Raw genomic sequence first — 21,126 nt, 5'->3', positions numbered from 1 at the left:
GTGAACCCACCTGCCGCACCGCTGCCGCACCTGGTGGCCAGCGACCTGGACGGGACGCTGCTGGGCGCTGACGGGCTGGTCAGCCCGGCGACCATCGCGGGGGTGCGTGCGCTGGTGACCTCGCAGGTCCCCTTCGTGCCGGTCACGGGACGTCCCCCGCAGTGGGTGCTGCCGGTGACCGACCAGCTCGGCATCGCCCCGCTCGCCGTCTGCGCCAACGGCGCGGTGCTCTTCGACACCGCGACGCTGCGGGTGCTGTGGAAGCGCTGCCTGGAGCAGCCGGTGCTGGCCGAGGTGGCGGAGGTGGCCCTGGCCGCGCTGCCGGGGTGCGGCCTCGCCGTCGACCGCCTGGGGCACCCCGAGCCGTCGACCCGCGACGAGGTGTGGGTTCCGCGCCGTGCCCACCACTGGCCCAGCGCGGACAACCTCGAGGTCTCCCTGGCCGAGCTCTGCGCCGAGCCGGCGGTGAAGCTGCTGGTGCGCCAGTGCGGCCTGAGCAGCCAGGACGTGGCCGACGTGCTGGCCCCGCGGCTGCCGGAGAGCGTGGGACTGACCTGCTCCACCGGCGACGGCCTGGTGGAGATCCTGCCGGCCGGGGTGAGCAAGGCAGCCGGGCTGGCGATGGTGGCCCGCTACCACGGGGTGCAGGCCCAGCGGGTGCTCGCCTTCGGCGACATGCCCAACGACGTGTCGATGCTGCGGTGGGCGGGCTGCGGCGTGGCCATGGGCAACGCCCACGCCTCGGTCCGGGCCGTGGCTGACGTGGTCACCGACGCCAACACCGAGGACGGGGTGGCTCGGGTGCTGCGGCGGTGGTGGGAACCGGAACCGGTGAGCGTCGTCGGACCCGGCGACGGCCTGGCAGCGATGGTGGGCGAGACCGCCGCACCGTGACCCCGGTGGGTGGGTGGAGCTGCCGGACGGCCCGCCCTGCGGTCGAGTCCCCTGCGGTCGACCCCCTGCGGTCGAGTCGCGGGGGGTCGGCACGGCTGGTACCTGTGGTCCATGGGTGCATCAGGGGGTGACCTCGGGTCCCGCACGTCCCACGCGGCTCGGGACGTCGAGCGGGTGGTGGTGACGGGCGGCGCCGGGTTCCTGGGCAGCCACCTGTGCGAGGAGCTGCTGCGGCGCGGCGCGGAGGTGGTCTGCCTGGACAGCTTCCTCACCGGCAGCCCCGGCAACGTCGCCCACCTCCTCGACGACCCGCGCTTCCGGCTGGTGCGCTGCGACGTCACCGACTTCGTGCACGTGCCCGGTCCGGTCGACCTGGTGCTGCACCTCGCCTCGCCCGCCTCGCCGGTGGACTACCTGACGCTGCCCATCGAGACGCTCAAGGTGGGGGCCATCGGCACGCTGCACGCTCTCGGCCTGGCCAAGGACAAGGGTGCGCGCTTCCTGCTGGCCTCCACCTCCGAGGTCTACGGCGACCCCCAGGTGCACCCCCAGCCGGAGAGCTACTGGGGCCACGTCAACCCGGTGGGCCCGCGCGGGGTGTACGACGAGGCCAAGCGCTACGCCGAGGCCATGACGGTGGCCTACCGCAGCAGCTGCGACGTGGACACCGCCATCGTGCGGATCTTCAACACCTTCGGCCCCCGGATGCGCCCGCACGACGGCCGCGCCATCCCCACCTTCATCCGCCAGGCGCTGGCCGGGCAGCCGCTGACGGTCGCCGGGGACGGGCTGCAGACCCGGTCGGTGTGCTACGTCTCCGACCTGATCGCGGGGATCCTCGCGCTGGCCGGGAGCGGGCACCCCGGCCCGATGAACATCGGCAACCCCACCGAGCTGACCGTGCGGCAGATCGCCGAGGACGTGGTGGCGGCGACCGGGTCACGCTCCACCGTCGAGCACGTCGGACGTCCGGTGGACGACCCCCAGGTGCGGCGGCCGGACACCACCCTCGCCGAGCACACCCTGGGCTGGCGCCCGGAGGTGTCCTGGCCCCAGGGCCTGGCGCGGACGGTGGAGTGGTTCAGCCAGGCCGCGCGGCAGTCGGCCTGACCGGCCCGCCCACCAGGCCGCGCACCGCCTGCAGCACCTCCGCCACGGTCACCGCGGCCAGGCGTGGGTCGAGCGCCTCGGCGTGCGGATCGCCCCAGGCGGGAGTGGCAGGATCACCCGGCCACAGCACGGTGTGCAGGTGCGGGTCGACGGCCGGGCCCCAGCGGTGCGGCGGGGTGGGTCCGAACAGCAGCACCGACGGGGTGGCCAGCGCCGTGGCCAGGTGGGCCACCCCGGTGTCGCCGCACAGCACCACGCCCGCTCCGGCCACGCAGGCGGTGAGCGCCGCCAGGTCCAGCCGCCCGGCGGTGCTGCGCGCACCCGGCGCCTGCTCGGCGATGCGGGCGCAGAGCCCGGCCTCGGCGCGGCTGCCGGTGAGCACCACCTGGTAGCCCTGGGCGAGCAGTGCGCGCGCCACCGGGGCCCAGCGCTCCACCGGCCAGCGGCGTGAGCCCGAGGCCGCGCCGGGATGCACCACCACGGTGTCCGGCGAGCGGGTGGCGCCGGCGGGGTGGCTCAGACGCAGGTCCTCCGGCCCGCAGTCCCCACCGGCGCTGCGCACCAGCCGGCACCAGCGGAGCACCTCGTGCTCGTCGGCCCGCCACGCGGGCCCGAGGTGGTCGGCGGCGGGGCAGCCGAAGGCGATGAGCTGCTGCGGGCGCAGGGCCTGCAGCAGTCGGTGGCTCTGCGGGCCGTGGCCGTGCAGGTTCACCGCCACCGGGGCAGGGCCCTCCCAGTGCAGCGGCGCCAGCCCTGCGGTGGGCAGCACCGCGTCCACCACGCCGCGGTGGTGCAGCCAGGCACCGACGGGCTCGGGGGCGGCGAGCACCAGGCGGTGGGCGGGAAACGCCCGGCGCAGCCCGCGCAGCGCGGGCACCCCGGTGAGGGCGTCGCCGAGGCCGAGGGCCCGCAGCGCGAGCACCGTCGGGGTCACGGCCAGGACGGCTCGGTGGAGGTGGCCACCACCAGCTCGCGGACCTCCGAGCCCACCGGTTGCCGCAGGGCCATCACCACGGTGGCCGCGGTGTGCGCCGGGTCGTTGAGGACGGCGTCCGGACCCGGCCGGTACTGCTCGGTGCGGCCGTCGAAGAACGCGGTGCTCATGCCGCCGGGGATCAGCAGGGTGACCCCGACCGTGCCGGCCAGCTCGGTGGCCAGCGCCCGGGTGAAGCCGACCACGCCGAACTTGGAGGCGCAGTAGGCGGTGGCGTCGCCGACGGCCTTGATCCCGAGGGTGGAGGCCACCGTCACCACGGTGCCGCGGCTGGCCCGCAGGTGCGGCAGGCAGGCGCGGACCACCGCCACGGTGCCGAAGAGGTTGACCCGCACCACCCGCTCCCACGTCTCGGTGGGCACCTCGTCCAGGCCGCCGCAGGCGTCGGTGCCGGCCGCGGTGACCACGGCGGTGGGTGGGCCCACCCGCTGCACCAGCTCGGCGACGGCTGCCTCGGCGGCGGTGCTGTCGGCGAGGTCGGCCCGCACGTGCGGGACGTCGGCCTGGGGTGCGACGCGGTCGATCACCGCAGCTCGGCCGCCCTGGGCGCACACCGCCGCCACCACGGCGGCACCGAGACCGCTGGACCCGCCGGTGACGTAGACCGTGCCGAGCTCGCGCGGCGCGAGCGGGGTGGTGCCGTTGCCTGCTGCGGTCACGAAACCTCCAGGTTGGGCTGGGAGCTGGGCTGGGCGGCGAGCAGGGCGGTGGTGGAGCGCCCGTCGAGGTAGGGCAGCAGCACCACGCGTCCGCCCCAGGAGCGCACCAGGGCGGTCTCCGGCAGCGGGGTGCCGCCGTAGTCGCCGCCCTTGGCCCACACGTCCGGGCGCAGCTGCGCCAGCGCGGCCCGCGGGTCGTCCTCGGTGAACACCGCGACGGCGTCCACGCTGGCCAGCGACTGCAGCACCCGGGCCCGGTCGTCCTGGGTGACCACCGGCCGCGACGGGCCCTTGAGCCGGCGCACCGACTCGTCGGAGTTGAGCAGCACCACGAGCGCGTCCCCCAGGCGGCGCGCCGCCTCCAGGCACGCGACGTGCCCGGCGTGCACCAGGTCGAAGCAGCCGCCGGTGGCCACCACGGTCCCGCCGCGGGCGCGCACCCGGGCGACCACCTCCGCCGCGGTGGGCTGGACGGGGCCCAGGCCGGCTGCGTCGGCGGCGGGCGGCTGGGGCGGGCGAGCTCGGTAGCCGGCCGCGCCGCCGGCGCGCACCCACGCGGAGGCGTCGGCGACGGCGTCCACCACCGCCTCCGAGAGCACCGCTCCGTGGGCCAGGGACAGCGCGGCCGAGGCGGCGAAGCGGTCGCCGGCCCCGCACGGGTCACCGCCGGCCACCACGGGTGCGGGGACGTACATCGGCTCGCTGGCGGACAGCGCGAGGTAGGCGCCGTCGCTGCCGGCGGTGACGCAGACGGCGCGGGCCTGCCACTGCGTCCGCAGCGCCACGGCGAGGGCATCGGGGGTGCTGGACGGGGCTGCGGTGCTGGTGGACGGGACTGCACAGGCGTGGGCGGCCTCCGCGCGGTTGGGCGTGACCAGCGCGGTGCCCGGCACCGGAGCACCACCGCGCGGGTGCGGGTCCCACACCAGCGGTCGGCGGGCGGCGGCCTCGGCCAGCAGCGCACGCAGGCCCGCGTGGTGGGTGGTGCCCCCGCCGTAGTCGGCCACCAGCACCACGTCCGCGCCGGCCAGCGCGGCGCTCACCAGGGACAGCGGCGGGTCGACCGGGGTGCCGGGCCCGCCGTCGTCCAGGCGCAGCAGCGACTGCCCGGCGCAGCGCACCCGGGTCTTGCGCCGGGTGCCGCCGGCGTGCGGCAGGGCCACCAGCTCCACCTCGGCCCGCAGCAGCCGGGCCAGGCGCGCACCGGCGTCGTCGGCGGCCACCGGCGCCACCAGCACCACCTCGGTGTCCGCGGCCGTGCACAGCAGGGCCGTCAGCCCGGCGCCGCCGGGACTCTCCCGCACCCCCGTGACGTCCACCACCGGGACCGGCGCGTCCGGGCACACCCGCTGCACCGTGCCCAGCAGGTCGCGGTCGAGCAGCACGTCGCCCACCACCACGATGCGCCGGCTCATGCCGAGGCCACCGGCATCGCGGCGGGGGCGCCCCGGGGCCGGGTGGGCAGGCGGGAGTCGACGGCGGCGCACAGCGCGTGCACCGCCACCAGGTGCACCTCCTGCACCGTGGAGGTGCTCGGGGCCGCCACCGCCACCGCCTCGTCGGCCAGCTCGGCCAGCGGGTTGGGACGCGGCCCGGTGAGCGCCCACACCCGCAGCCCGGCCGCGCGGGCCCGCTCGGCCGCGCAGAGCACGTTGGGGCTGGCCCCGCTGGTGGACAGCAGCAGCAGGACGTCGCCGGCCCGGCCGTGCGCCTGCACCTGGCGGGCGAACACCTCCTCGGCGCCGTAGTCGTTGAGGATCGCCGTGAGGCTGGAGGTCTCCGCGCTCAGGCACAGCGCGGACAGCGGCTGCCGCTCGTCCACGTAGCGGCCCACCAGCTCGGCGGTGAGGTGCTGAGCCTCGGCGGCGCTGCCCCCGTTGCCGGCCACCAGCAGCCGTCCGCCGCCGGGCAGCAGCCGGGCCAGCTCGACACCCCACGCCTGCACCAGCGCGGCGTCGCGCTCCAGCTCGTGCAGCGCCGCCGTCAGGTCCGCCACGTGCTGGCGCACCCAGTCGCTGCTCACAGCGCCTCCGCCGGCTCGCGCTGCCCGGTGCACACGGTGGCGTAGGCATCCTCGGTCTCCGCGGCCACCCGGTCCCAGCTGTAGCGGTGCACCGCGCGGCGCCGAGCCGCCGCGCCGAGGCGCGTCCGCCGTGGCGGGTCCGCCAGCAGGGGAGTCAGCGCCGCGACCAGGGCGTCCGGCTCCCGCGGGGGCACCAGCACGCCCGTGGTGCCCGGCTGCACCGTGTCCAGCAGCCCGCCCACCGCGCTGCCCACCAGCGGCCGCCCGCACGCCATCGCCTCCAGCGGCACGATGCCGAACGGCTCGTACCAGGGCGTGGTCACCACCACGTCCGCCGAGCGCAGCAGGGCAGGCACGTCGGTGGGGGAGACCTCGCCCAGCAGGTGCACCCGCTCGGCCACCCCCAGCTGCGCGGCCAGCGCGCTGAGCCGCTGGGCCTCGGCGTGCTCGGGCAGCTGCGCCGCGGGCGGGCCACCGGCCACCAGCAGCTCCACCCCGGGCAGCTGAGCCAGGGCCCGCACCGCGGTGTCCACCCCCTTGCGCTCCACCAGCCGGCCGACGCACACCAGCCGCGGCACGCCGGCCGGACGCAGCCCCGCCGGGTCGCCCCGCCACGGGGGGCCCGCCGGGCAGAAGTGCTGCACGTCCACCCCGCACGGCACCACCCGCACCCGCTCCAGCGGCGCCCCCAGCGCGGCCAGCTCGGTCACCTCGTCGGCACAGGTGGCCACCACGCAGTCCACCTGCTGGGCCAGCGCGGCCTCGGTGCGCACCCGCGAGCGGGGGCTGGTGTCCGCCAGCCCCTGGTGGCGGCGCTTCACCGAGCCGAGGGCGTGGAAGGTCTGCACCACCGGCACCCCCACGGCCCGCGCGGCGGCGAGCGCGGCGACGCCGGACATCCAGAAGTGCGCGTGCACCACGTCCGGGGGCGTGCGGGTCCACGCGGTGGTCAGCCACTCGCCGAACGCCGGCATGTGCTGCAGCAGCTCGTCCTTGGCCATGGCCACCGGTGGACCGGCCGGCACGTGCACCACGTCCACCCCGGCGCACAGCGTCACCCGCTCCGCCTGGGTGGTGCTGTCCCGGCGGGTGTAGACGTCCACCCGGTGGCCCCGTGCGGCCAGCGCCCGGGCCAGCGCAGCCACGTGCACGTTCTGCCCCCCGGCGTCGGTCCCACCGAGGGTGGCCAGTGGACTGGCGTGCTCGGACACCATGGCGATCTTCATCAGGCAACCTCCTGGCCGGCAACAACCCCCGCGAACACCGCGTCCCAGTCGTCGAGGAACCGCGGCAGGCCGAAGCGGCGCAGCGCGTGGCTGCGCCCGGCGGCTCCGCGCTCGCGCGCCTCCTGGGGATCCCGCATCCACCGGCGCGCGGTCCGCACCAGGGTGGTGAGGTCGTTGGTCACCACCCCGGCCGCCGCCGGAACCGCTTCCGGGGCCTCGGTGGTCGCCAGCGCGAGCACCGGCTGGCCGAGGGTCATCGCCTCCACCAGGGCCAGGCCCAGGCTGGTCCAGCGGTACGGGTGCAGGTAGGCGCGGTGCCGGGCCAGCTCGGCGTGCATCCGCGCCTGCGGCAGGTTCTCGTGCACCCGCCCGTGCAGCTGGGGCGCCCGCTCGAGCAGGGCGGACATGCCCATGCCGTACACCTCGACGTCGACGTCCCTGGCGACGCGCAGCAGCACGTCGGTACCGGCCACCCGCCAGCGCCGGACCGGCTCGTTGACCACCACGCCCAGCGACGCGCGCTCGCCGGTGTAGAGCGGGCCCGGGTCCACCACGCCGTGCTCCAGCACGGTGGTGGGCGCGGCGCCGCAGTCCCACATCAGCTGGTTGAACCGGGTGACGTGCACGACGGGGATCGCGGCCTGCTCCGCCAACGGGTGGCGGCTGCCCGGCGCGGCGGCCGTGGGGGCGTTGTGCTCGACGTACACCGCGGGCACGTCCACCCCGGCGCGCAGCCCCGTCCACCGCTGCAGCAGCTCCGCCTCGTGCGGGCGCTGCAGCACCACCACGTCCACGCCGTGCTCGGGCAGCCGGTCGGGCGCCACCTCCACCGCCGAGCTGGGCCAGCTCCAGGTCTGCGCCCGCCCCCGCCCGTCCGGGCCACGGTCGTCCACCAGCGGGAGCACGTACTCGTGCCCGCCCTGCACGAAGGACGTCGTCCACGACCCGTGCACGTGCCACAGCAACACCCGCACTAGCGCCCTCCCGCCACGGCTGGGGCCGGCGCACCGACCAGGGAGGTCACCGCCGCGGCCACCGCCTCCGGGGCAACCCCGCTCAGGCAGGGGTGCCCCGGCACCGGGCACTCGCGGGCCCGGCTGTCGCGGCAGGGGGCCTGCTGGTCGCCCAGCAGCACGTGCGGCACCCGCCAGGGCGCCCAGCGCTGCGCCGGCACCACCGGGGAGAACAGCGACACCACCGGTGTGCCCACCGCGGCAGCGAGGTGCGCGGGCCCGGTGTTGCCGACCACCACGCACGCCGCTCGCTGCAGCACCGCCGCCAGCTCGCCCAGGGTGGTGCGCCCGGACAGGTCGGTGGCGCCCGGTGCGGCGGCGGCCGCGGCCAGCCCCGTCTCCGCGGGCCCGCCGGTGACCACCACGGTGCGGCCCTCGGCGCGCAGGCGGGCCACCACTGCCGCGGCGTGGCCGGCCCCGAGCGCGCGGGCGGGCACGGAGGCGCCGGGGTGCACCACCACCAGCTCACCAGCGGGCAGCAGCGCGTCCACGTGCGGCAGCGGGTGGCGCACGGCGAGGCGGTCGTCGGCCAGCGGCGCGGCGCCGGCGGCGCGGGTCAGGTCCAGCGCGGCCTGCACCTCGTGCCGGCCCTGCAGGCGCTGGTGGCGCACGTCCAGCAGCGAGCCGGGGTAGTCCGTGCTGGTCGCGGCCACCCGGCCGATGCCCGCCAGCCGCGCCAGCAGCGCCATGGGCAGCGGGCTCTGGTGGAAGGAGGTGAACACGACGGCGAGGTCGTACCCGCGCCCGGCCAGCTGCTGCACCAGTGCCTGCACCGCCGCGGCGTCCACCGCCGGCGGGCGGTACCCGGTCCACGGGGCGTCGAAGACCAGCACGTCGTCCACCCCGGGGAGCAGGCGGGCGGCCGCGGCGCCAGCGGGGGAGACCAGCACGTCCAGCCGCTGCGCGCCGGCGGCCAGCGCACGCAGGGCCGGGCCGGTGAGCAGGACGTCGCCGTCGCTGTCCAGGCGGACGGCCAGCACCCGGGTCATCGCGGGGCTCCCGGCGCCGCCGGCCCGGCCAGCAGGGTGGTGACCGCGGCGTAGAGGTCCGGCGCCACCACGGGGGCGGCGCTCACCTCCTCGGCCAGCGTCACCGGGGTGGGCACCAGCACGGCACGGGCCCCGGCGGCGCGGGCGGCCTGCACGTCGGCGCCGATGTCGCCGATCACCGCGCACTGCTCCGGGCGCACCCCCAGCTCGCGCGCGGCCTGCAGCACCAGGCCCGGGCGGGGCTTGCGGCAGGGGCAGCCGTCCTCCGGTCCGTGCGGGCACACCTGCCAGGTGTCGAACGGGCCGAGCTCGGCGGCCACCCGGGCGTTCACCGCGTCCACCTGCTCCCGGCTCAGCAGTCCGCGGGCGATGCCGGACTGGTTGCTGATCACCCCGGTGGCCAGCCCCGCCGCGCGCACCAGGTCCAGGGCGGGCCGTGCGCTGTCCACGGCGCGCACCGCGTCGGGCTCGCCGTTGTAGGGCACGTCGTGCACCAAGGTGCCGTCTCGGTCGAAGAGCACCGCCCGCAGCGGTGGCGGCCACGGGTCCGCGCCCCGGCGGTGGCGCCACTCGCCCCGCGCCCGGTGCCACACCGCGGCGGGCGGGATCGCCACGCTGGTGGTGGCCATCCGCCGCAGCTCCGGCCACCACTGCTCCTCGCTCGGACGCGGACCAGGCGCCAGGCGTCGGCGGGCGAAGTCACCGGTGAGCCCGCCCCACAGCAGCCCGGCGCTCGCCGCCACCCACCGGCGCCGGGACAGCAGCGCTGCGGCAGCCACCCCGGCGGCCGCGGTGGTCACCGCGTGCCAGCGCAGCCGGCCCGGCGGCGCCTGCGCGACCGCGCGCCAGCCCCGCCCGTGCAGCCGGCGCGCCAGGGCGTCGTCGGTGTTGCCGCGCTGCACCCGCAGGCTCACCCAGTCGTCGGCCGGGCGCACGGGGTGCACGGTGGTGCGTCGGCCGCGCTGCAGCACCCAACCGGCGCGCTGCACCCGCAGCGCCAGGTCGGCGTCCTCGCGGTAGGCGCGGGGAAAGCGCTCGTCGAAGCCGTGCACCTGCTCCAGCGCGCACCGCCGGTAGGCCATGTCCGCGGTGGCCCAGGCGGCGTCGCGCAGCCCGGCGGTGCCCCGCTCCCAGTCGGTGGGCCGGCGGTGGACCGGCAGCGGCACGTGCAGGCGCGCCTGGCTGCCGCCAACGCCGGGCCCGGCGGCGGAGAGGTCGGCGGCCAGGTGCTGCGACCAGTCGGCGGGTAGCTCCACGTCGTCGTCCAGGAAGCACACCCACGGCGTGCTGGTCACCCGCCACCCGGCGTTGCGGGCGGCGGCGGGTCCGCGGCCGTGGCCGCGCAGCACCCGGGCGGCCCACGGCAGCGCGGCGTCCACCGTCAGCTTCAGCTCGTCCGGGGCCTCGGCCCGGTCGTCGACCACCACCACCTCGCGGGGCAGCGGCTCGTGCTGCGCGGCGAGGGTGTCCAGCAGCCGCTGCAGGCTGGGTCGGCCCAGCGAGGGGATGACGACGGCGTAGTCCGGTGGGAGCAGCTCGCTGCTCGGTAGCTCACTCATCGGCACGGCCTCCGCCCGAGTGACTCCGGAACGTGGCGGCCCGGCGCACCAGGTGCGGGCCGAGGACCAGCACGTCCACCGGTGCGGAGCCGAACACCTCCAGGGCGTCGCGCGGGTCGTCCACCATCGGGCGCCCTGCGGTGTTCAGGCTGGTGTTCACCAGCACCGGCACCCCGGTCCGGGCGGCGAAGGCGCGCAGCAGCGCGGCGATGCCGGCGTTGGTGGAGCTGTCCACCGTCTGGATCCGGGCGGTGCCGTCCACGTGCACCACGGCGGGCACGCGGTCCCGCCACAGTGGACTCACGTCGTGCACGAAGAGCATGTAGGGGCTGGGCACGGGTCCGTTGCCGAAGATCTCCGCGGCCCGCTCGGTGAGCACCATGGGTGCCACCGGCCGGAACTGCTCGCGACCCTTGACGTCGTTGAGCCGCTCCAGGTTGGCCGCGTGCATCGGGTTGGCCAGCAGCGAGCGCTGGCCCAGCGCGCGGGGGCCGTACTCGCTGCGGCCGTCGAACCAGGCCACCACCCCGTCGGCCACCAGCACGTCGGCCACCTCGCCGGCCAGGTCGTCGGGGGTGGTGAAGGGGACCTGGGCACGGCGCAGCCACGCCGCCAGGTCCGCGTCGGACCAGCCGCGGCCCAGCGCGGCCGAGGGCATCGGCGCCGGCACCTGCCCGCCGTCCGCGCTGGTCTGCAGCGCCGCGCCCAGGGCGGTGCCGGCGTCGCCGGCGGCCGGCTGCACCCACACCTGCTCGAACGGCGACTCCCGCCAGATGCGGGAGTTGGCGACGCAGTTGAGCGCGGTGCCGCCGGCCATGGTGAGCACCTGGTCGCCGGTCTGGGCGTGCACCCAGGTGGCGAGGTCGACCAGCACCTCCTCCAGCCGCTGCTGCACCGAGGCGGCCAGGTCCGCGTGCCGGGCCGCCCAGCTCTCCTCGCCGCCCCGCCGCGGGGGCGCCCACCGGTGCCAGTCCAGCTCCGGAGCCACGAACCCGCCGTTACCGGTCGCGTGCACCAGCTCGCGCAGCTCCTCGAGGTGGCGCGGGGTGCCGTGGGAGGCCAGCGCCATCACCTTGAACTCGTCGCTGGAGCGCAGGAAGCCCAGGTGCTCGGTGAGGGACTCGTACAGCAGGCCCAGGGAGTGCGGCAGCTGCTGGGCGGCGAGGACCTGCAGCGCTCCGTCGCGGTAGGTGCCGGCCAGGTGCGAGGTGCTCTCGCCCCGGCCGTCGAGCACCAGCACGCTGTTGCGCGGGTGCGGCGCGGCCAGCCCGGCGGAGGCCGCGTGCGCCACGTGGTGCGGGACGAACTGCACCTGCGCCGGGTCGAGGCCGGGCAGCGCGGTGGCGAGGAAGCTCGGGGCGCGGCGGGCGTAGTCCAGGCGCAGGTGGTCCCACGGGTCGCTGTCCACCGGCTTGGCCAGCGCCGGGTCGAAGGAGTACGCCACGGCGTCGAGGTCCTGCGGGCGCAGCCCCGCCGTCTCCAGGCACCACCGCATGCTCAGCTCGGGCAGCTCCCAGGCGGAGAACGGCACCGGGCGCTTGCCGTGCTTGCGCCGGCTGAACCGCTCCTCCTCGGCGGCCGCGACGACCTGTCCGTCGACCACCAGGGCAGCCGCCGGGTCATGAAAGATCGCGTTGACTCCCAGCACCCTCACGCGGTCAACGTTCCACAGCGGAGCAACGCTCGCACGGCGAAGCCGGCACCCTCCCCAGGAACCGACAACATGGGCGTGACCTGCACTTTTGGGGCTTTTGCCCGCCCATGATCGGCGGTGCTCCGCCGTTCGTGGGTAGCGTTTCTCGGGTGGACGGCGCACCGGGGATCCAATCAGGACAGCGGGTGGAGCAGCACCTCCTTGCCGGCCAGGTGGTGCCCGCCGAGGGCTCCCGCGAGGTGCGGGGGACCAACCCGTCCACCGGCCAGCCCGGCACGGCGCTCATTGCCGCGACGCGGGAGGAGGTGGCCGCGGCGGTGGCCACTGCGGACGTGGCGCGGGGGGTGTGGCGACGGACGCCGCCAGCTCAGCGCGCCGCGGCGCTGCAGGAGGCGGCCCGGGTGGTGCGGGCCGATGCCCAGCACCTGGGCGAGGTCCTCAGCGCCGAGACCGGCCGCCTGCTCGGCGAGGCCAGGGGCTCGGCGGAGGTGGCCGCGGACCTGCTGGCGGAGGCCGCGGTGACGGGCCTGCTGGCGGCGGGCAGGAACCTGGCGGGCGACCCGGGTGCGGTGGACGTGGTGCGGCGGGAGCCGCGCGGCGTGGTCGCCGTGCTCACCCCGTGGAACGACCCCTACCCGGCCGCTGCTGGGCTGCTCGCCGCTGCGCTCGTCATGGGCAACACGGTGGTGCACAAGCCCTCCGAGCGCAGCGCCGCGGCGGGCTGGGAGCTGGCCGTGCGGATCTCGCAGTGCCTGCCCGACGGCGTGCTCAACGTGCTCACCGGTGACGGTGCGGTGGGCGCCGCGGTGGCGGCAGACCCGCGGGTGCACGTGGTCGCCCAGGTGGGCAGCACCACGACCGGCCGGGCGATCGCCGCCACGGTCGGTGCCCGCGGCGGACGGGTGCTGCTGGAGAACGGCGGCAAGGACCCCATCCTGGTGGACGCCGGGGTGAACCCGCGCTGGGCGGCCCAGCAGATCGCCACCGGGGCCTTCACCAACGCCGGCCAGCTGTGCACCTCGGTGGAGCGGGTCTACCTGCACAGCGACGTCTCCGACGCGGTGATCAGCGCGCTGCTCGCGATCGCCGAGACGATGGTGGTCGGTGACCCGGCCGACCCGGCCAGCGACCTGGGACCGATGGTGGACGAGCGCCAGCTGCAGGTGGTCGCCGAGCAGGTGGACGCCGCGGTGGCCGCCGGCGCCCAGTGCCTGACCGGCGGCGCACGCCTGGACCGCCCGGGCAGCTGGTACCCACCGACCGTGCTCACCGGGTGCACCCCGGACATGGCCGTGCTCACCGAGGAGACCTTCGGCCCGGTGGCCGCGATCGTGGTGGTGGCCGACTTCGAGGAGGGGCTGGAGCTGGCCGAGGCCGGCGCCCACGGGCTGGCCGCCACCGTGCTCACCCCGCGGATGGACCACGCCCTGCGTGCCGCTGAGCACCTGGAGGTGGGCACGGTGAAGGTGAACGCCGTGTTCGGCGGCGCCCCGGGTGGCTCGGCCGACCCCCGTCGTGCCAGCGGTTCCGGCCCCGGCTTCGGCCCTGCCCTGCTGGGCGAGCTGAGCGCCCTCAAGGCGGTGCACCTCGAGCCGGCTCCGCCCGCCTGATGGACCCGCGCACCACGGTGGTGATGATGACCCGGGACCGGCGTGCACAGCTGCTCACCTCGCTGGCGCACCTGTCGGCGCTGCCGGAGCGCCCCCCGATCATCTTGGTGGACAACGGTTCCACCGACGGAACAGCCGCGGCGGTGCGGGCGGCACACCCCGAGGTGAGCCTGGTGGAGCCCGGGCGCAACCTGGGTGCCGGGGCGCGCAACCTCGGCGTGCAGCTGGCGAGCACGCCCTGCGTGGCCTTCAGCGACGACGACTCCTGGTGGGCACCCGGCGCACTGGGCCGGGCGGCGGAGCACTTCGACGCCTGTCCCCGGCTGGCGGTGCTGGCGGCGCGGACCCTGGTGGGCCCGCAGGAGCGGCTGGACCCGGTCAGCGTCGCGATGGCCGCCAGCCCGCTGCCGGTGGCCGCCGACCTGCCGGGGCCGTCGGTGCTGGGCTTCGTCGCCTGCGCGGCGGTGGTGCGTCGTCGCGCGTTCCTGCAGGCCGGCGGCTTCAGCCCGGTGATCTTCTTCCTGGGGGAGGAGGCGGTGCTGGCCCAGGACCTCGCCGCGGCCGGCTGGGGTCTGTCCTACGCCGACGACGTGGTGGCGCACCACCACCCGCAGCCCGGGGCCGACCGGCGGGGCCGGCGGCAGCTGCAGGCCCGCAACGACGTGCTCTCCGCCTGGCTGCGCCGTCCGCTGCCGGTGGCGCTGCGGCACACCGCCGCTGCGCTGCGCGACGGCGACGCCCGCCCGTCCGTGCCGGAGCTGGCCCGGCGGCTGCCTGCAGCGCTGCGCACCCGCCGCCGGCTGCCGGCGGAGGTGGAGGCGCAGGTACGGCTGCTGGAGACCAGCGGTGGGTGAGCCCCGGGTGGCGGTGGTGGTGATCACGCACGACCGCTGCACCGAGCTGCACCGGACGCTCGCCAGCCTGGCCGGGCTGCCGGAGGAGCCCGCCGTGGTGGTGGTGGACAACGGCTGCACCGACGGCACCGCCGAGATGGTGCGAACCCGCCACCCCGAGGTGACGCTGCTGAGCCCGGGCTGGAACATGGGTGCCACCGGGCGCAACCTCGGCGTCGCCACGGTGGACGCCCCCTACGTCGCCTTCTGCGACGACGACACCTGGTGGGACCCCGGTGCCCTGGCGCGGGCGGCGGACCTGCTGGAGGCGCACCCGCAGCTGGCGGTGCTCACCGCCCGCATCGTGGTGGAGCCCGGCGGCCACGACGACCCCATCTGCGACGAGCTGCGCCGCTCGCCGCTGCACCACCCCGCGGGGCTGCCCGGCCACCCGCTGCTCAGCTTCCTGGCGGGGGCGTCGGTGGTGCGTCGCTCGGCGTTCGAGGCGGCCGGAGGCTTCTCCGCCCGGCTGTGGCTCGGCGGTGAGGAGGAGCTGCTCGCCGCCGACCTGGCCACCGCCGGCTGGGTGATGGCCTACGTCCCCGAGCTGGTCTGCCACCACCACCCGTCCCGGGCGCGGGACCCGCACCTGCGGCGTCGGCACGGCATCCGCAACACCCTGTGGTTCACCTGGCTGCGCCGGCCACTGCCCAGCGCGGTGCGGCGCACGCTCTACCTGGCGCGCACGGTGCCGCGGGACCGGTTGTCGGTGGCCGGGTTCGCCGAGGCCGTGCGCGGCCTGCCGTGGGTGCTGGCCGAGCGGCGGGTGGTGGCGCCGGAGCTGGAGCAGGGCTACCGGCTGCTGGAGCAGATGCAGCGCGGCTCCACCACCCGCCGCTACGTCTCGTGAGCGAGCACCGGGTCAGGGTGCTGGTGGTGGGCTGGCCCAGCCTGCTGCACGGTGAGGCCACCGCCGGCGACGTGCTCAGCATGCAGGCAGTGGGCCGGGCGCTGGCGCGGGCGGGCACCGCCCACGAGCTGGCCTGGAGCGCGGTGATGTGCCCGCCGGAGGGGTTGCGCCTGGACGACGCCGACCCGGCGCGCTTCACCCACCTGGTGTTCGCCTGCGGACCGCTGGCCGGGGCGGGCCCGACGCAGCTGCACCGGCGCTTCGCCGGCCTGTGCCGCATCGCGGTGGGCGTGAGCGTCCTCGACGCCGCTGACCCCGCGGTCGCGGGGTTCGACCACGTCATCGCCAGGGACGCCCCTGGGGTGCCCGCCCAGCGCGACCTCGCCGCCCGCCACCGGTCTGCCAGCGTCCCGGTGCTCGGGGTCTACCTCACCCGGGGCCAGGCCGAGTACGGCCCGCGGCGGCGGCACCCCGCGGTGGTGGCTGCCCTGCAGGGCTGGCTCTCCACGGTGGACGCCGCGCGCCTGGACCTGGACACCCGGCTGGACCCGCGGGACTGGCGGCTGGCCGCCACCCCGGGGCAGATCGAGGCGCTGCTGCGGCGGTTGGACGCGGTGGTCACCATGCGGATGCACGGACTGGTGCTCGCGCTGAAGAACGGGGTGCCGGCGCTGGCCGTGGACCCGGTGGCCGGCGGCGGCAAGGTCAGCGCGCAGGCCCACGCCTGGCAGTGGCCCGCGGTGGTGCCCGCCGAGGAGGTCGGCACGGCGAGGTTGCACGAGCAGCTGGCGTGGTGCCTGTCCGCCGCGGGGCGGACGACGGCCGCGGCGCGGGCGGCACTGCCTCCCGCCGGCGAGGACCAGCTGGCCCGGCTGCTGGCGGTGCTGCAGGGCGGTGGTGCGCCGCGCTGACCCGGCACGCGCGGGGTGGCTGTGGTCTCATCGCAGGGCGTGACTCACCAGCCCAGAGGAGCACCCCCGCCATGACGGCCCCCGGCCCATCCAGCGCGCCCACCGGCGACAGCATCACCTTCATCGGGACGGCGACCACGCTGATCCGGCTGGGTGGTTTCACCGTGCTCACCGACCCCAACTTCCTGCACCGGGGCCAGCGCGCCTACCTGGGCAAGGGGCTGTGGTCCACCCGTCTCACCGAGCCGGCGATGCAGCCGGGCGACCTGCCCGCGCTGGACGCCGTGGTCCTGTCGCACCTGCACGGCGACCACTTCGACCGGGTGGCCCGCCACCGGCTGGACAAGGCGGTGCCCATCATCACCACGCCGCAGGCCGGGCGCCGGCTGAACAGCTGGGGCTTCGTCACCACGGGCCTCACGCCCTGGGAGAGCACCGAGCTCGCGGCCCGCCCGGGCGCCGTGCACACCCACGAGACGCTGACGGTGGAGTCGCTGCCGGCCATCCACGCCCGGGGGGTGATGGGTCGGCTGCTGCCCCCGGTGATGGGCTCGCTGCTGGTGCACCGGGCGGGCGGCGAGGTGACCCGGCGGGTCTACGTCAGCGGCGACACCCTCACCGGGGACCACCTGGACGAGATCCACCGCCGCCACCCCGACATCGACGTCGCGGTGGTGCACCTGGGCGGTACCCGGGTGCTGCTGCACACCGTCACCATGGACGCCGCGCAGGGCGTGGACTTCCTGCAGCGCATCCAGCCGGACATCGCCGTGCCGGTGCACCACGACGACTACGGGGTGTTCCGCTCTCCGCTGTCGGCGTTCCTCAGCGCGGCCAGCGGCGCCGGCCTGGGCGAGCGACTGCGCGTGCCCAGGCGCGGGGAGACCATCCCGCTGTAGCGGCTCCGGGTCAGGCGTCCATCTCGGTGTTCACCAGCGGGATCTCCTCCAGCAGCTCACGGGCCAGGAAGCCCACCCGGCCCACCCGCGCAGCAAGGCGGTCGCCGGCGGTGCCGTGCAGGTAGGTGCCCCAGCACGCCGCTTGCGCGGCGTCGGCGCCCCGGGCCAGCAGCCCGGCCACCGCGCCGGCCAGCACGTCCCCGCTGCCGGCCGTGCCCAGCCCGGAGTGCCCGGTGGGGGAGACCCACCGTCCGCCCTTGGCGTCGGCGATGCCGTTGTGCGCCGTCACCACGGCGCCGTAGGCCTCGGCCACCCGCACCGCGGTGTCCAGCGGGTCGTCCAGCTCGTCCTCCTCGCAGTGCAGCAGGAAGGCGGCCTCGGTGGTGTTGGGGGTGAGCACCAGCCGCCCGGACAGCCGCTCGGCGGTCTCCTCGGCGTCGGCCAGCACCCCGATGCCGTAGGCGTCCAGCACCACCGGCACGTCCTCGGGCAGTCGGCGCACCAGCTCGGCGAGCAGGGGCCGGGTCTCGTCCGGGTTGTCCAGGCCGGGGCCGAACAGCACCGCGTCCACCTGCTCCAGCTGGTCGGCCAGCGCCTCGGCGGCGTCGCGACGCACCGATCCTGCGTCGGTCTCCGGCAGCTCGATCACACCCAGCTCGGGCACGCTCAGCGCCAGCTGCACGGCGACCGAGCGGGCCACCGCGGCGGTGAGCACGCCGGCGCCCACCCGCAGCGCCGCGACGGAGGACAGCGCGACCGCACCGGGGGTGGTCCGTGCGCCGCCGACCACCAGCAGCCGTCCGCGGCTGTTCTTGGACCCGCCCAGCTCGGGCAGCCGCCACTCGCGCAGCAGCGCGGGGGTGACGATCTCGGGTGAGTCAGTGTGCTCGGGCATCGTGCTCCGTCGGTTGGTCGGTCGTGGGAGTTCCGTTGTCGGTCAAGTGATCCTGGTCGTTGAAGACGTCGAGGCGCCAGGTGAGGCCGTCGGGCTCGCGCACCAGCCGGGTGACCGAGGCGTTGGCGACTCCGGAACCCTTGCCGATGGCGAGCACCTCCTCCTCGCTGAGCTGCTCGCAGATGTAGCGGATGCCCAGGATCACCATGTCGTGGGCGACCACGAGCACGCGCTGGTGCGGGGTGGTGCGCTCCAGGTCGGCCAGCCAGGTGCGCAGCCGCAGGATGACGTCCGCCCACGACTCCCCACCGGGCGGGCGGTGGTAGAACTTGCCCAGCCAGCCGCGGCGCTCAGCCTCCTCCGGGTAGCGAGCCAGCATGCCCTGGGTGGTGAGCATGTCCAGCACGCCGAGCTCGCGGTCGCGCAGCCGCTCGTCCACCCGGGTCGGCAGCTGCAGCCCGGCCTCCTCCAGCGCGGTGCTGGCGGTCTCCCGGGCACGGGCGTACGTGGACACCCAGAGCCCCTGCGGACGCTGGTCGGGATCCTGCTCGCGCAGCCACCGGCCGAAGGCCCGGGCCTGCTCCAGCCCGAGCGGCGACAGCGCCACGTCGGCGTCGCGGAGATCGACCTCGAGCCGGTCGGCCTTGGCTGCTTCTGCCTTGCGCTGCGCCAAGTTCCCGACGCTCTCCCCGTGCCGGACGAGCAGCAGCTCCAGTGTTCCCATGTTCCAGGACCGTACCGAGTTCCCCTCGGGTGCACCGTGCGGGCCCGCGTGGCGCTGGTCTCCCACGCCGCTCAGGACTTGCGGGCGCGGGCGGACTCCCGGTCGTTCGCCTTGCCGATGGCCTGGACCAGCTCGTCCTTGGTCATCCGGGACCGGCCGCTGACGTCCAGGCGCCTGGCCAGCTCCATGAGGTGGGCCTTGGACGCGTTGGCGTCCACCCCGCCGGCGGTCTCCCGGTTGCCGCCCTCGGCCTGCTCGTCCGAGGGGCCCTTGCCGTCCTTGGGCTCCCAGTGGTCACCCACCTTCTCGTGGGTGTGCTTGAGCGCGGAGTAGGCCACCTGGTTGGCGCGCCGCTCGTCGCCGTACTCCTCGGCGGCGGAGTCGTGCGTCTTGGCGAAGGTCCGCTTGGCCTTGTCGTCGGAGCGCTGCAGGGTGCTCGGCAGCTCGTCCTCGATCGCCTTGCCCTGCTTGGTGGTCTTCGGCATCTCCAGTCCTCTCTGTCCGCGCAGCACCCGTCGGGTGGGTCTCGGCCCATCCTCGCCAGCGCGTCGACGACCGACAACCGCGGCCACCTCCGGGGCCTCTCCTGGCGCTGCTCGGACGCGGCTGGCAACACTGTTTCCCCAGGTAACCATGGGTTTTGTCGAACGGCGCGGGGGGCCGAACGCGCTTACCGTGGGGAAGGTCGGGCCGGCGTCCGCAGCGTGCGGCGCCGGTGGGTGGGGGCCGACGAGGACCGACGAACTTCCGGACCGCGCCAGCAGCGCGCGGCCCCCACGCAACGAGGAGAACTGAGATGGCTAATCCCCGCACCATGAGCCCCGACCAGCTGGAAGGGCTGCAGGTGAAGGACGGCAGCGGCAGCAAGGTCGGGAAGGTGGACGCGATCTACCTCGACGTGGAGACCAACCAGCCGGAGTGGGCGGCGGTGAAGACCGGGTTCTTCGGCGGCCACGTGACCCTGGTCCCGCTGGTCGACGCCTCGCTGGAGGAGAAGGACCTCACGGTGCCCTACAGCAAGAACCTCATCAAGGACGCGCCCCACCACGATCCCGGTGGCGACCTGTCCACCGACGAGGAGATCGAGCTGTTCACCTACTACGACGTGCCCTACTCCGGCAGCACCGCCACCGCCGACACCAGCTCCAGCGGCACCGGCTCCAGCGGCTCGAGCGGCAGCAGCTCCAGCGGCTCGAGCGAGACCAGCTCCAGCGGCACCAGCTCAGCGGGCAGCAGCGGCTCGGCCAGCAGCAGCGCGGGCCAGGCGAGCCAGTCCAGCAGCTCGGGCCACGACACCTCCGGGCCCAACACCGACGACGCGATGACCCGGTCGGAGGAGGAGGTGAGCGTGAGCACCGAGCGCGTGCGGACGGGCCGGGCACGGCTGCGCAAGCACGTGGTCACCGAGACGGTGACCCAGTCGGTGCCCGTCTCGCACGAGGAGGTCCGGGTGCAGCGCGAGCCCATCACCGACGCCAACGTGGACGCCGCCACCTCCGGGCCGGAGATCAGCGAGGAGGAGCACGAGGTGACGCTGCACGCCGAGGAGCCGGTGGTGGAGAAGAAGACGGTGCCCAAGGAGCGGGTGCGGATGGACACCGAGACCGTCCGCGGCGAGGAGAAGGTCTCCGAGCAGGTCCGCAAGGAGCAGATCGACCAGGTGACCGACGACGACAAGGGCCACAAGCGCTCGTGAGCGCCACCCCCGACCCGGGACGCGCCGCCGACCCCTCGGCGGCGCGTCCTGGTCGTACCGGTGCTGTGGGTGCGGCACCTGCCAGCACGACTCGCGCCGAGGAGGAGCTGGACGTCCGCGTCCGCCGGGTGCCCGTCGAACGGGTGCGGGTGCGCCGGCGGGTGGTCACCGAGACCCGCCAGGTGAGCGTGGACGTCCGCCGGGAAGAGCTGGTGCTGGAGCACCTGCCGGTGGCCCAGACCCCCGATGACCAGGTCCCCGACGCCCAGACCCCCGACCAGGCCGCCGAGGGTGCCGCGTTCGGGGAGGAGCGTGAGCCGGTGGTGCTGGTGCTGCACGAGGAGGTCCCCGTCGTGCAGCTGGCGACGCGGCCCTACGAGCGGGTGACCGTCCGGGTGGAGCGGGTCGACGGGGCGCACACCATCAGCGCCGACCTCGCCCGGGAGGTGGTCGAGGTGCACACCGCGACCGAGCCCCCCGACCAGCGCTGACCCGCCCAACGCTGACCCGACCAGCGCTGACCCGGA

At 76.0% G+C, this 21,126-nt stretch carries 21 protein-coding genes; 9 read left to right on the top strand and 12 right to left on the bottom strand.

What is annotated here, in order from left to right; genetic code table 11:
• Positions 1 to 894: an HAD family hydrolase gene (locus ELX43_RS11835; protein ID WP_241248926.1), complete on the top strand. Its 894-nt coding sequence runs from the start codon at positions 1 to 3 to the stop codon at positions 892 to 894.
• A 111-nt stretch (positions 895 to 1,005) separates the two neighbouring features.
• Positions 1,006 to 2,004 carry a UDP-glucuronic acid decarboxylase family protein gene (locus ELX43_RS11830; protein WP_127783601.1) on the top strand — a complete coding sequence of 333 codons (999 nt, stop codon included), beginning with the start codon at positions 1,006 to 1,008 and terminating at the stop codon, positions 2,002 to 2,004.
• Here ELX43_RS11830 and ELX43_RS11825 read toward each other — a convergent pair.
• Genes ELX43_RS11825 through ELX43_RS11785 form a run of 9 tightly spaced genes read right to left on the bottom strand, consistent with a single transcriptional unit; the run spans position 1,976 to position 12,121 of the window.
• Positions 1,976 to 2,938 (bottom strand): glycosyltransferase family 9 protein, encoded by a 963-nt coding sequence (locus tag ELX43_RS11825; protein ID WP_241248925.1) that lies wholly within the window; start codon positions 2,936 to 2,938, stop codon positions 1,976 to 1,978. The two genes, ELX43_RS11830 and ELX43_RS11825, sit on opposite strands and share 29 nt — an antisense overlap.
• Positions 2,935 to 3,657, bottom strand: coding sequence for an SDR family oxidoreductase (locus ELX43_RS11820; protein ID WP_127783600.1), 723 nt, complete (start codon positions 3,655 to 3,657; stop codon positions 2,935 to 2,937). The genes ELX43_RS11825 and ELX43_RS11820 overlap by 4 nt, the downstream gene beginning before the upstream one ends.
• The gene (locus ELX43_RS11815) at positions 3,654 to 5,072 is read right to left on the bottom strand and encodes a PfkB family carbohydrate kinase (protein ID WP_127783599.1); all 1,419 of its coding nucleotides are present in this window, start codon (positions 5,070 to 5,072) and stop codon (positions 3,654 to 3,656) included. Before ELX43_RS11815 ends, ELX43_RS11820 begins: the two co-directional genes overlap by 4 nt.
• Entirely contained in the window at positions 5,069 to 5,653 is a 585-nt protein-coding gene (locus ELX43_RS11810) for an SIS domain-containing protein (protein WP_241249909.1), read from the bottom strand. The genes ELX43_RS11815 and ELX43_RS11810 overlap by 4 nt, the downstream gene beginning before the upstream one ends.
• Before the next feature lie 23 nt (positions 5,654 to 5,676).
• Positions 5,677 to 6,906, bottom strand: coding sequence for a glycosyltransferase (locus ELX43_RS11805; RefSeq protein WP_127783597.1), 1,230 nt, complete (start codon positions 6,904 to 6,906; stop codon positions 5,677 to 5,679).
• Entirely contained in the window at positions 6,906 to 7,880 is a 975-nt protein-coding gene (locus ELX43_RS11800; protein ID WP_127783596.1) for a glycosyltransferase, read from the bottom strand. The genes ELX43_RS11805 and ELX43_RS11800 overlap by 1 nt, the downstream gene beginning before the upstream one ends.
• Positions 7,880 to 8,908 (bottom strand): glycosyltransferase family 9 protein, encoded by a 1,029-nt coding sequence (locus tag ELX43_RS11795; protein WP_127783595.1) that lies wholly within the window; start codon positions 8,906 to 8,908, stop codon positions 7,880 to 7,882. Before ELX43_RS11795 ends, ELX43_RS11800 begins: the two co-directional genes overlap by 1 nt.
• The gene (locus ELX43_RS11790; RefSeq protein ID WP_127783594.1) at positions 8,905 to 10,467 is read right to left on the bottom strand and encodes an HAD-IIIA family hydrolase; all 1,563 of its coding nucleotides are present in this window, start codon (positions 10,465 to 10,467) and stop codon (positions 8,905 to 8,907) included. The genes ELX43_RS11795 and ELX43_RS11790 overlap by 4 nt, the downstream gene beginning before the upstream one ends.
• On the bottom strand, positions 10,460 to 12,121 hold the full coding sequence (locus tag ELX43_RS11785; RefSeq protein ID WP_127783593.1) for a carbamoyltransferase C-terminal domain-containing protein: 1,662 nt from the start codon (positions 12,119 to 12,121) through the stop codon (positions 10,460 to 10,462). Before ELX43_RS11785 ends, ELX43_RS11790 begins: the two co-directional genes overlap by 8 nt.
• A gap of 185 nt (positions 12,122 to 12,306) precedes the next feature.
• On the opposite strand from ELX43_RS11785, the gene ELX43_RS11780 reads away from it, so the two are divergent.
• From ELX43_RS11780 to ELX43_RS11760, 5 genes are all read left to right on the top strand, one after another.
• Positions 12,307 to 13,731 (top strand): aldehyde dehydrogenase family protein, encoded by a 1,425-nt coding sequence (locus tag ELX43_RS11780; RefSeq protein WP_241248924.1) that lies wholly within the window; start codon positions 12,307 to 12,309, stop codon positions 13,729 to 13,731.
• Positions 13,731 to 14,585, top strand: a complete 855-nt coding sequence (locus ELX43_RS11775; RefSeq protein ID WP_127783591.1) for a glycosyltransferase — start codon at positions 13,731 to 13,733, stop codon at positions 14,583 to 14,585. The genes ELX43_RS11780 and ELX43_RS11775 overlap by 1 nt, the downstream gene beginning before the upstream one ends.
• Positions 14,578 to 15,474, top strand: coding sequence for a glycosyltransferase (locus ELX43_RS11770; protein WP_127783590.1), 897 nt, complete (start codon positions 14,578 to 14,580; stop codon positions 15,472 to 15,474). Before ELX43_RS11775 ends, ELX43_RS11770 begins: the two co-directional genes overlap by 8 nt.
• Positions 15,471 to 16,385: a polysaccharide pyruvyl transferase family protein gene (locus ELX43_RS11765; protein WP_241248923.1), complete on the top strand. Its 915-nt coding sequence runs from the start codon at positions 15,471 to 15,473 to the stop codon at positions 16,383 to 16,385. The genes ELX43_RS11770 and ELX43_RS11765 overlap by 4 nt, the downstream gene beginning before the upstream one ends.
• A gap of 71 nt (positions 16,386 to 16,456) precedes the next feature.
• Positions 16,457 to 17,284 (top strand): MBL fold metallo-hydrolase, encoded by an 828-nt coding sequence (locus tag ELX43_RS11760; protein ID WP_127783589.1) that lies wholly within the window; start codon positions 16,457 to 16,459, stop codon positions 17,282 to 17,284.
• A gap of 10 nt (positions 17,285 to 17,294) precedes the next feature.
• Here ELX43_RS11760 and ELX43_RS11755 read toward each other — a convergent pair whose 3' ends face one another.
• The 3 genes from ELX43_RS11755 to ELX43_RS11745 form a co-directional block, all read right to left on the bottom strand.
• Entirely contained in the window at positions 17,295 to 18,179 is an 885-nt protein-coding gene (locus ELX43_RS11755; RefSeq protein WP_127783588.1) for an NAD(P)H-hydrate dehydratase, read from the bottom strand.
• A complete protein-coding gene (locus tag ELX43_RS11750) occupies positions 18,163 to 18,903 on the bottom strand; it encodes a histidine phosphatase family protein (protein ID WP_127783587.1) in 741 nt (246 codons plus the stop codon). The genes ELX43_RS11755 and ELX43_RS11750 overlap by 17 nt, the downstream gene beginning before the upstream one ends.
• 71 nt (positions 18,904 to 18,974) lie before the next feature.
• A complete protein-coding gene (locus ELX43_RS11745) occupies positions 18,975 to 19,388 on the bottom strand; it encodes a ChaB family protein (RefSeq protein WP_127783586.1) in 414 nt (137 codons plus the stop codon).
• A 311-nt stretch (positions 19,389 to 19,699) separates the two neighbouring features.
• Here ELX43_RS11745 and ELX43_RS11740 point away from each other — a divergent pair, with 311 nt between their 5' ends.
• Together ELX43_RS11740 and ELX43_RS11735 are read left to right on the top strand one after the other, a co-directional pair.
• On the top strand, positions 19,700 to 20,599 hold the full coding sequence (locus tag ELX43_RS11740; protein ID WP_206518007.1) for a PRC and DUF2382 domain-containing protein: 900 nt from the start codon (positions 19,700 to 19,702) through the stop codon (positions 20,597 to 20,599).
• The gene (locus tag ELX43_RS11735) at positions 20,596 to 21,090 is read left to right on the top strand and encodes a DUF2382 domain-containing protein (RefSeq protein WP_127783585.1); all 495 of its coding nucleotides are present in this window, start codon (positions 20,596 to 20,598) and stop codon (positions 21,088 to 21,090) included. Before ELX43_RS11740 ends, ELX43_RS11735 begins: the two co-directional genes overlap by 4 nt.
• Positions 21,091 to 21,126: the final 36 nt, after the last annotated feature.

This window comes from Rhodococcus sp. X156 (assembly GCF_004006015.1).
Lineage (GTDB): Bacteria > Actinomycetota > Actinomycetes > Mycobacteriales > Mycobacteriaceae > X156.
The sequence above is the reverse complement of the archived record's forward strand: the minus strand, read 5'-3'. Positions and strand labels throughout refer to the sequence as shown.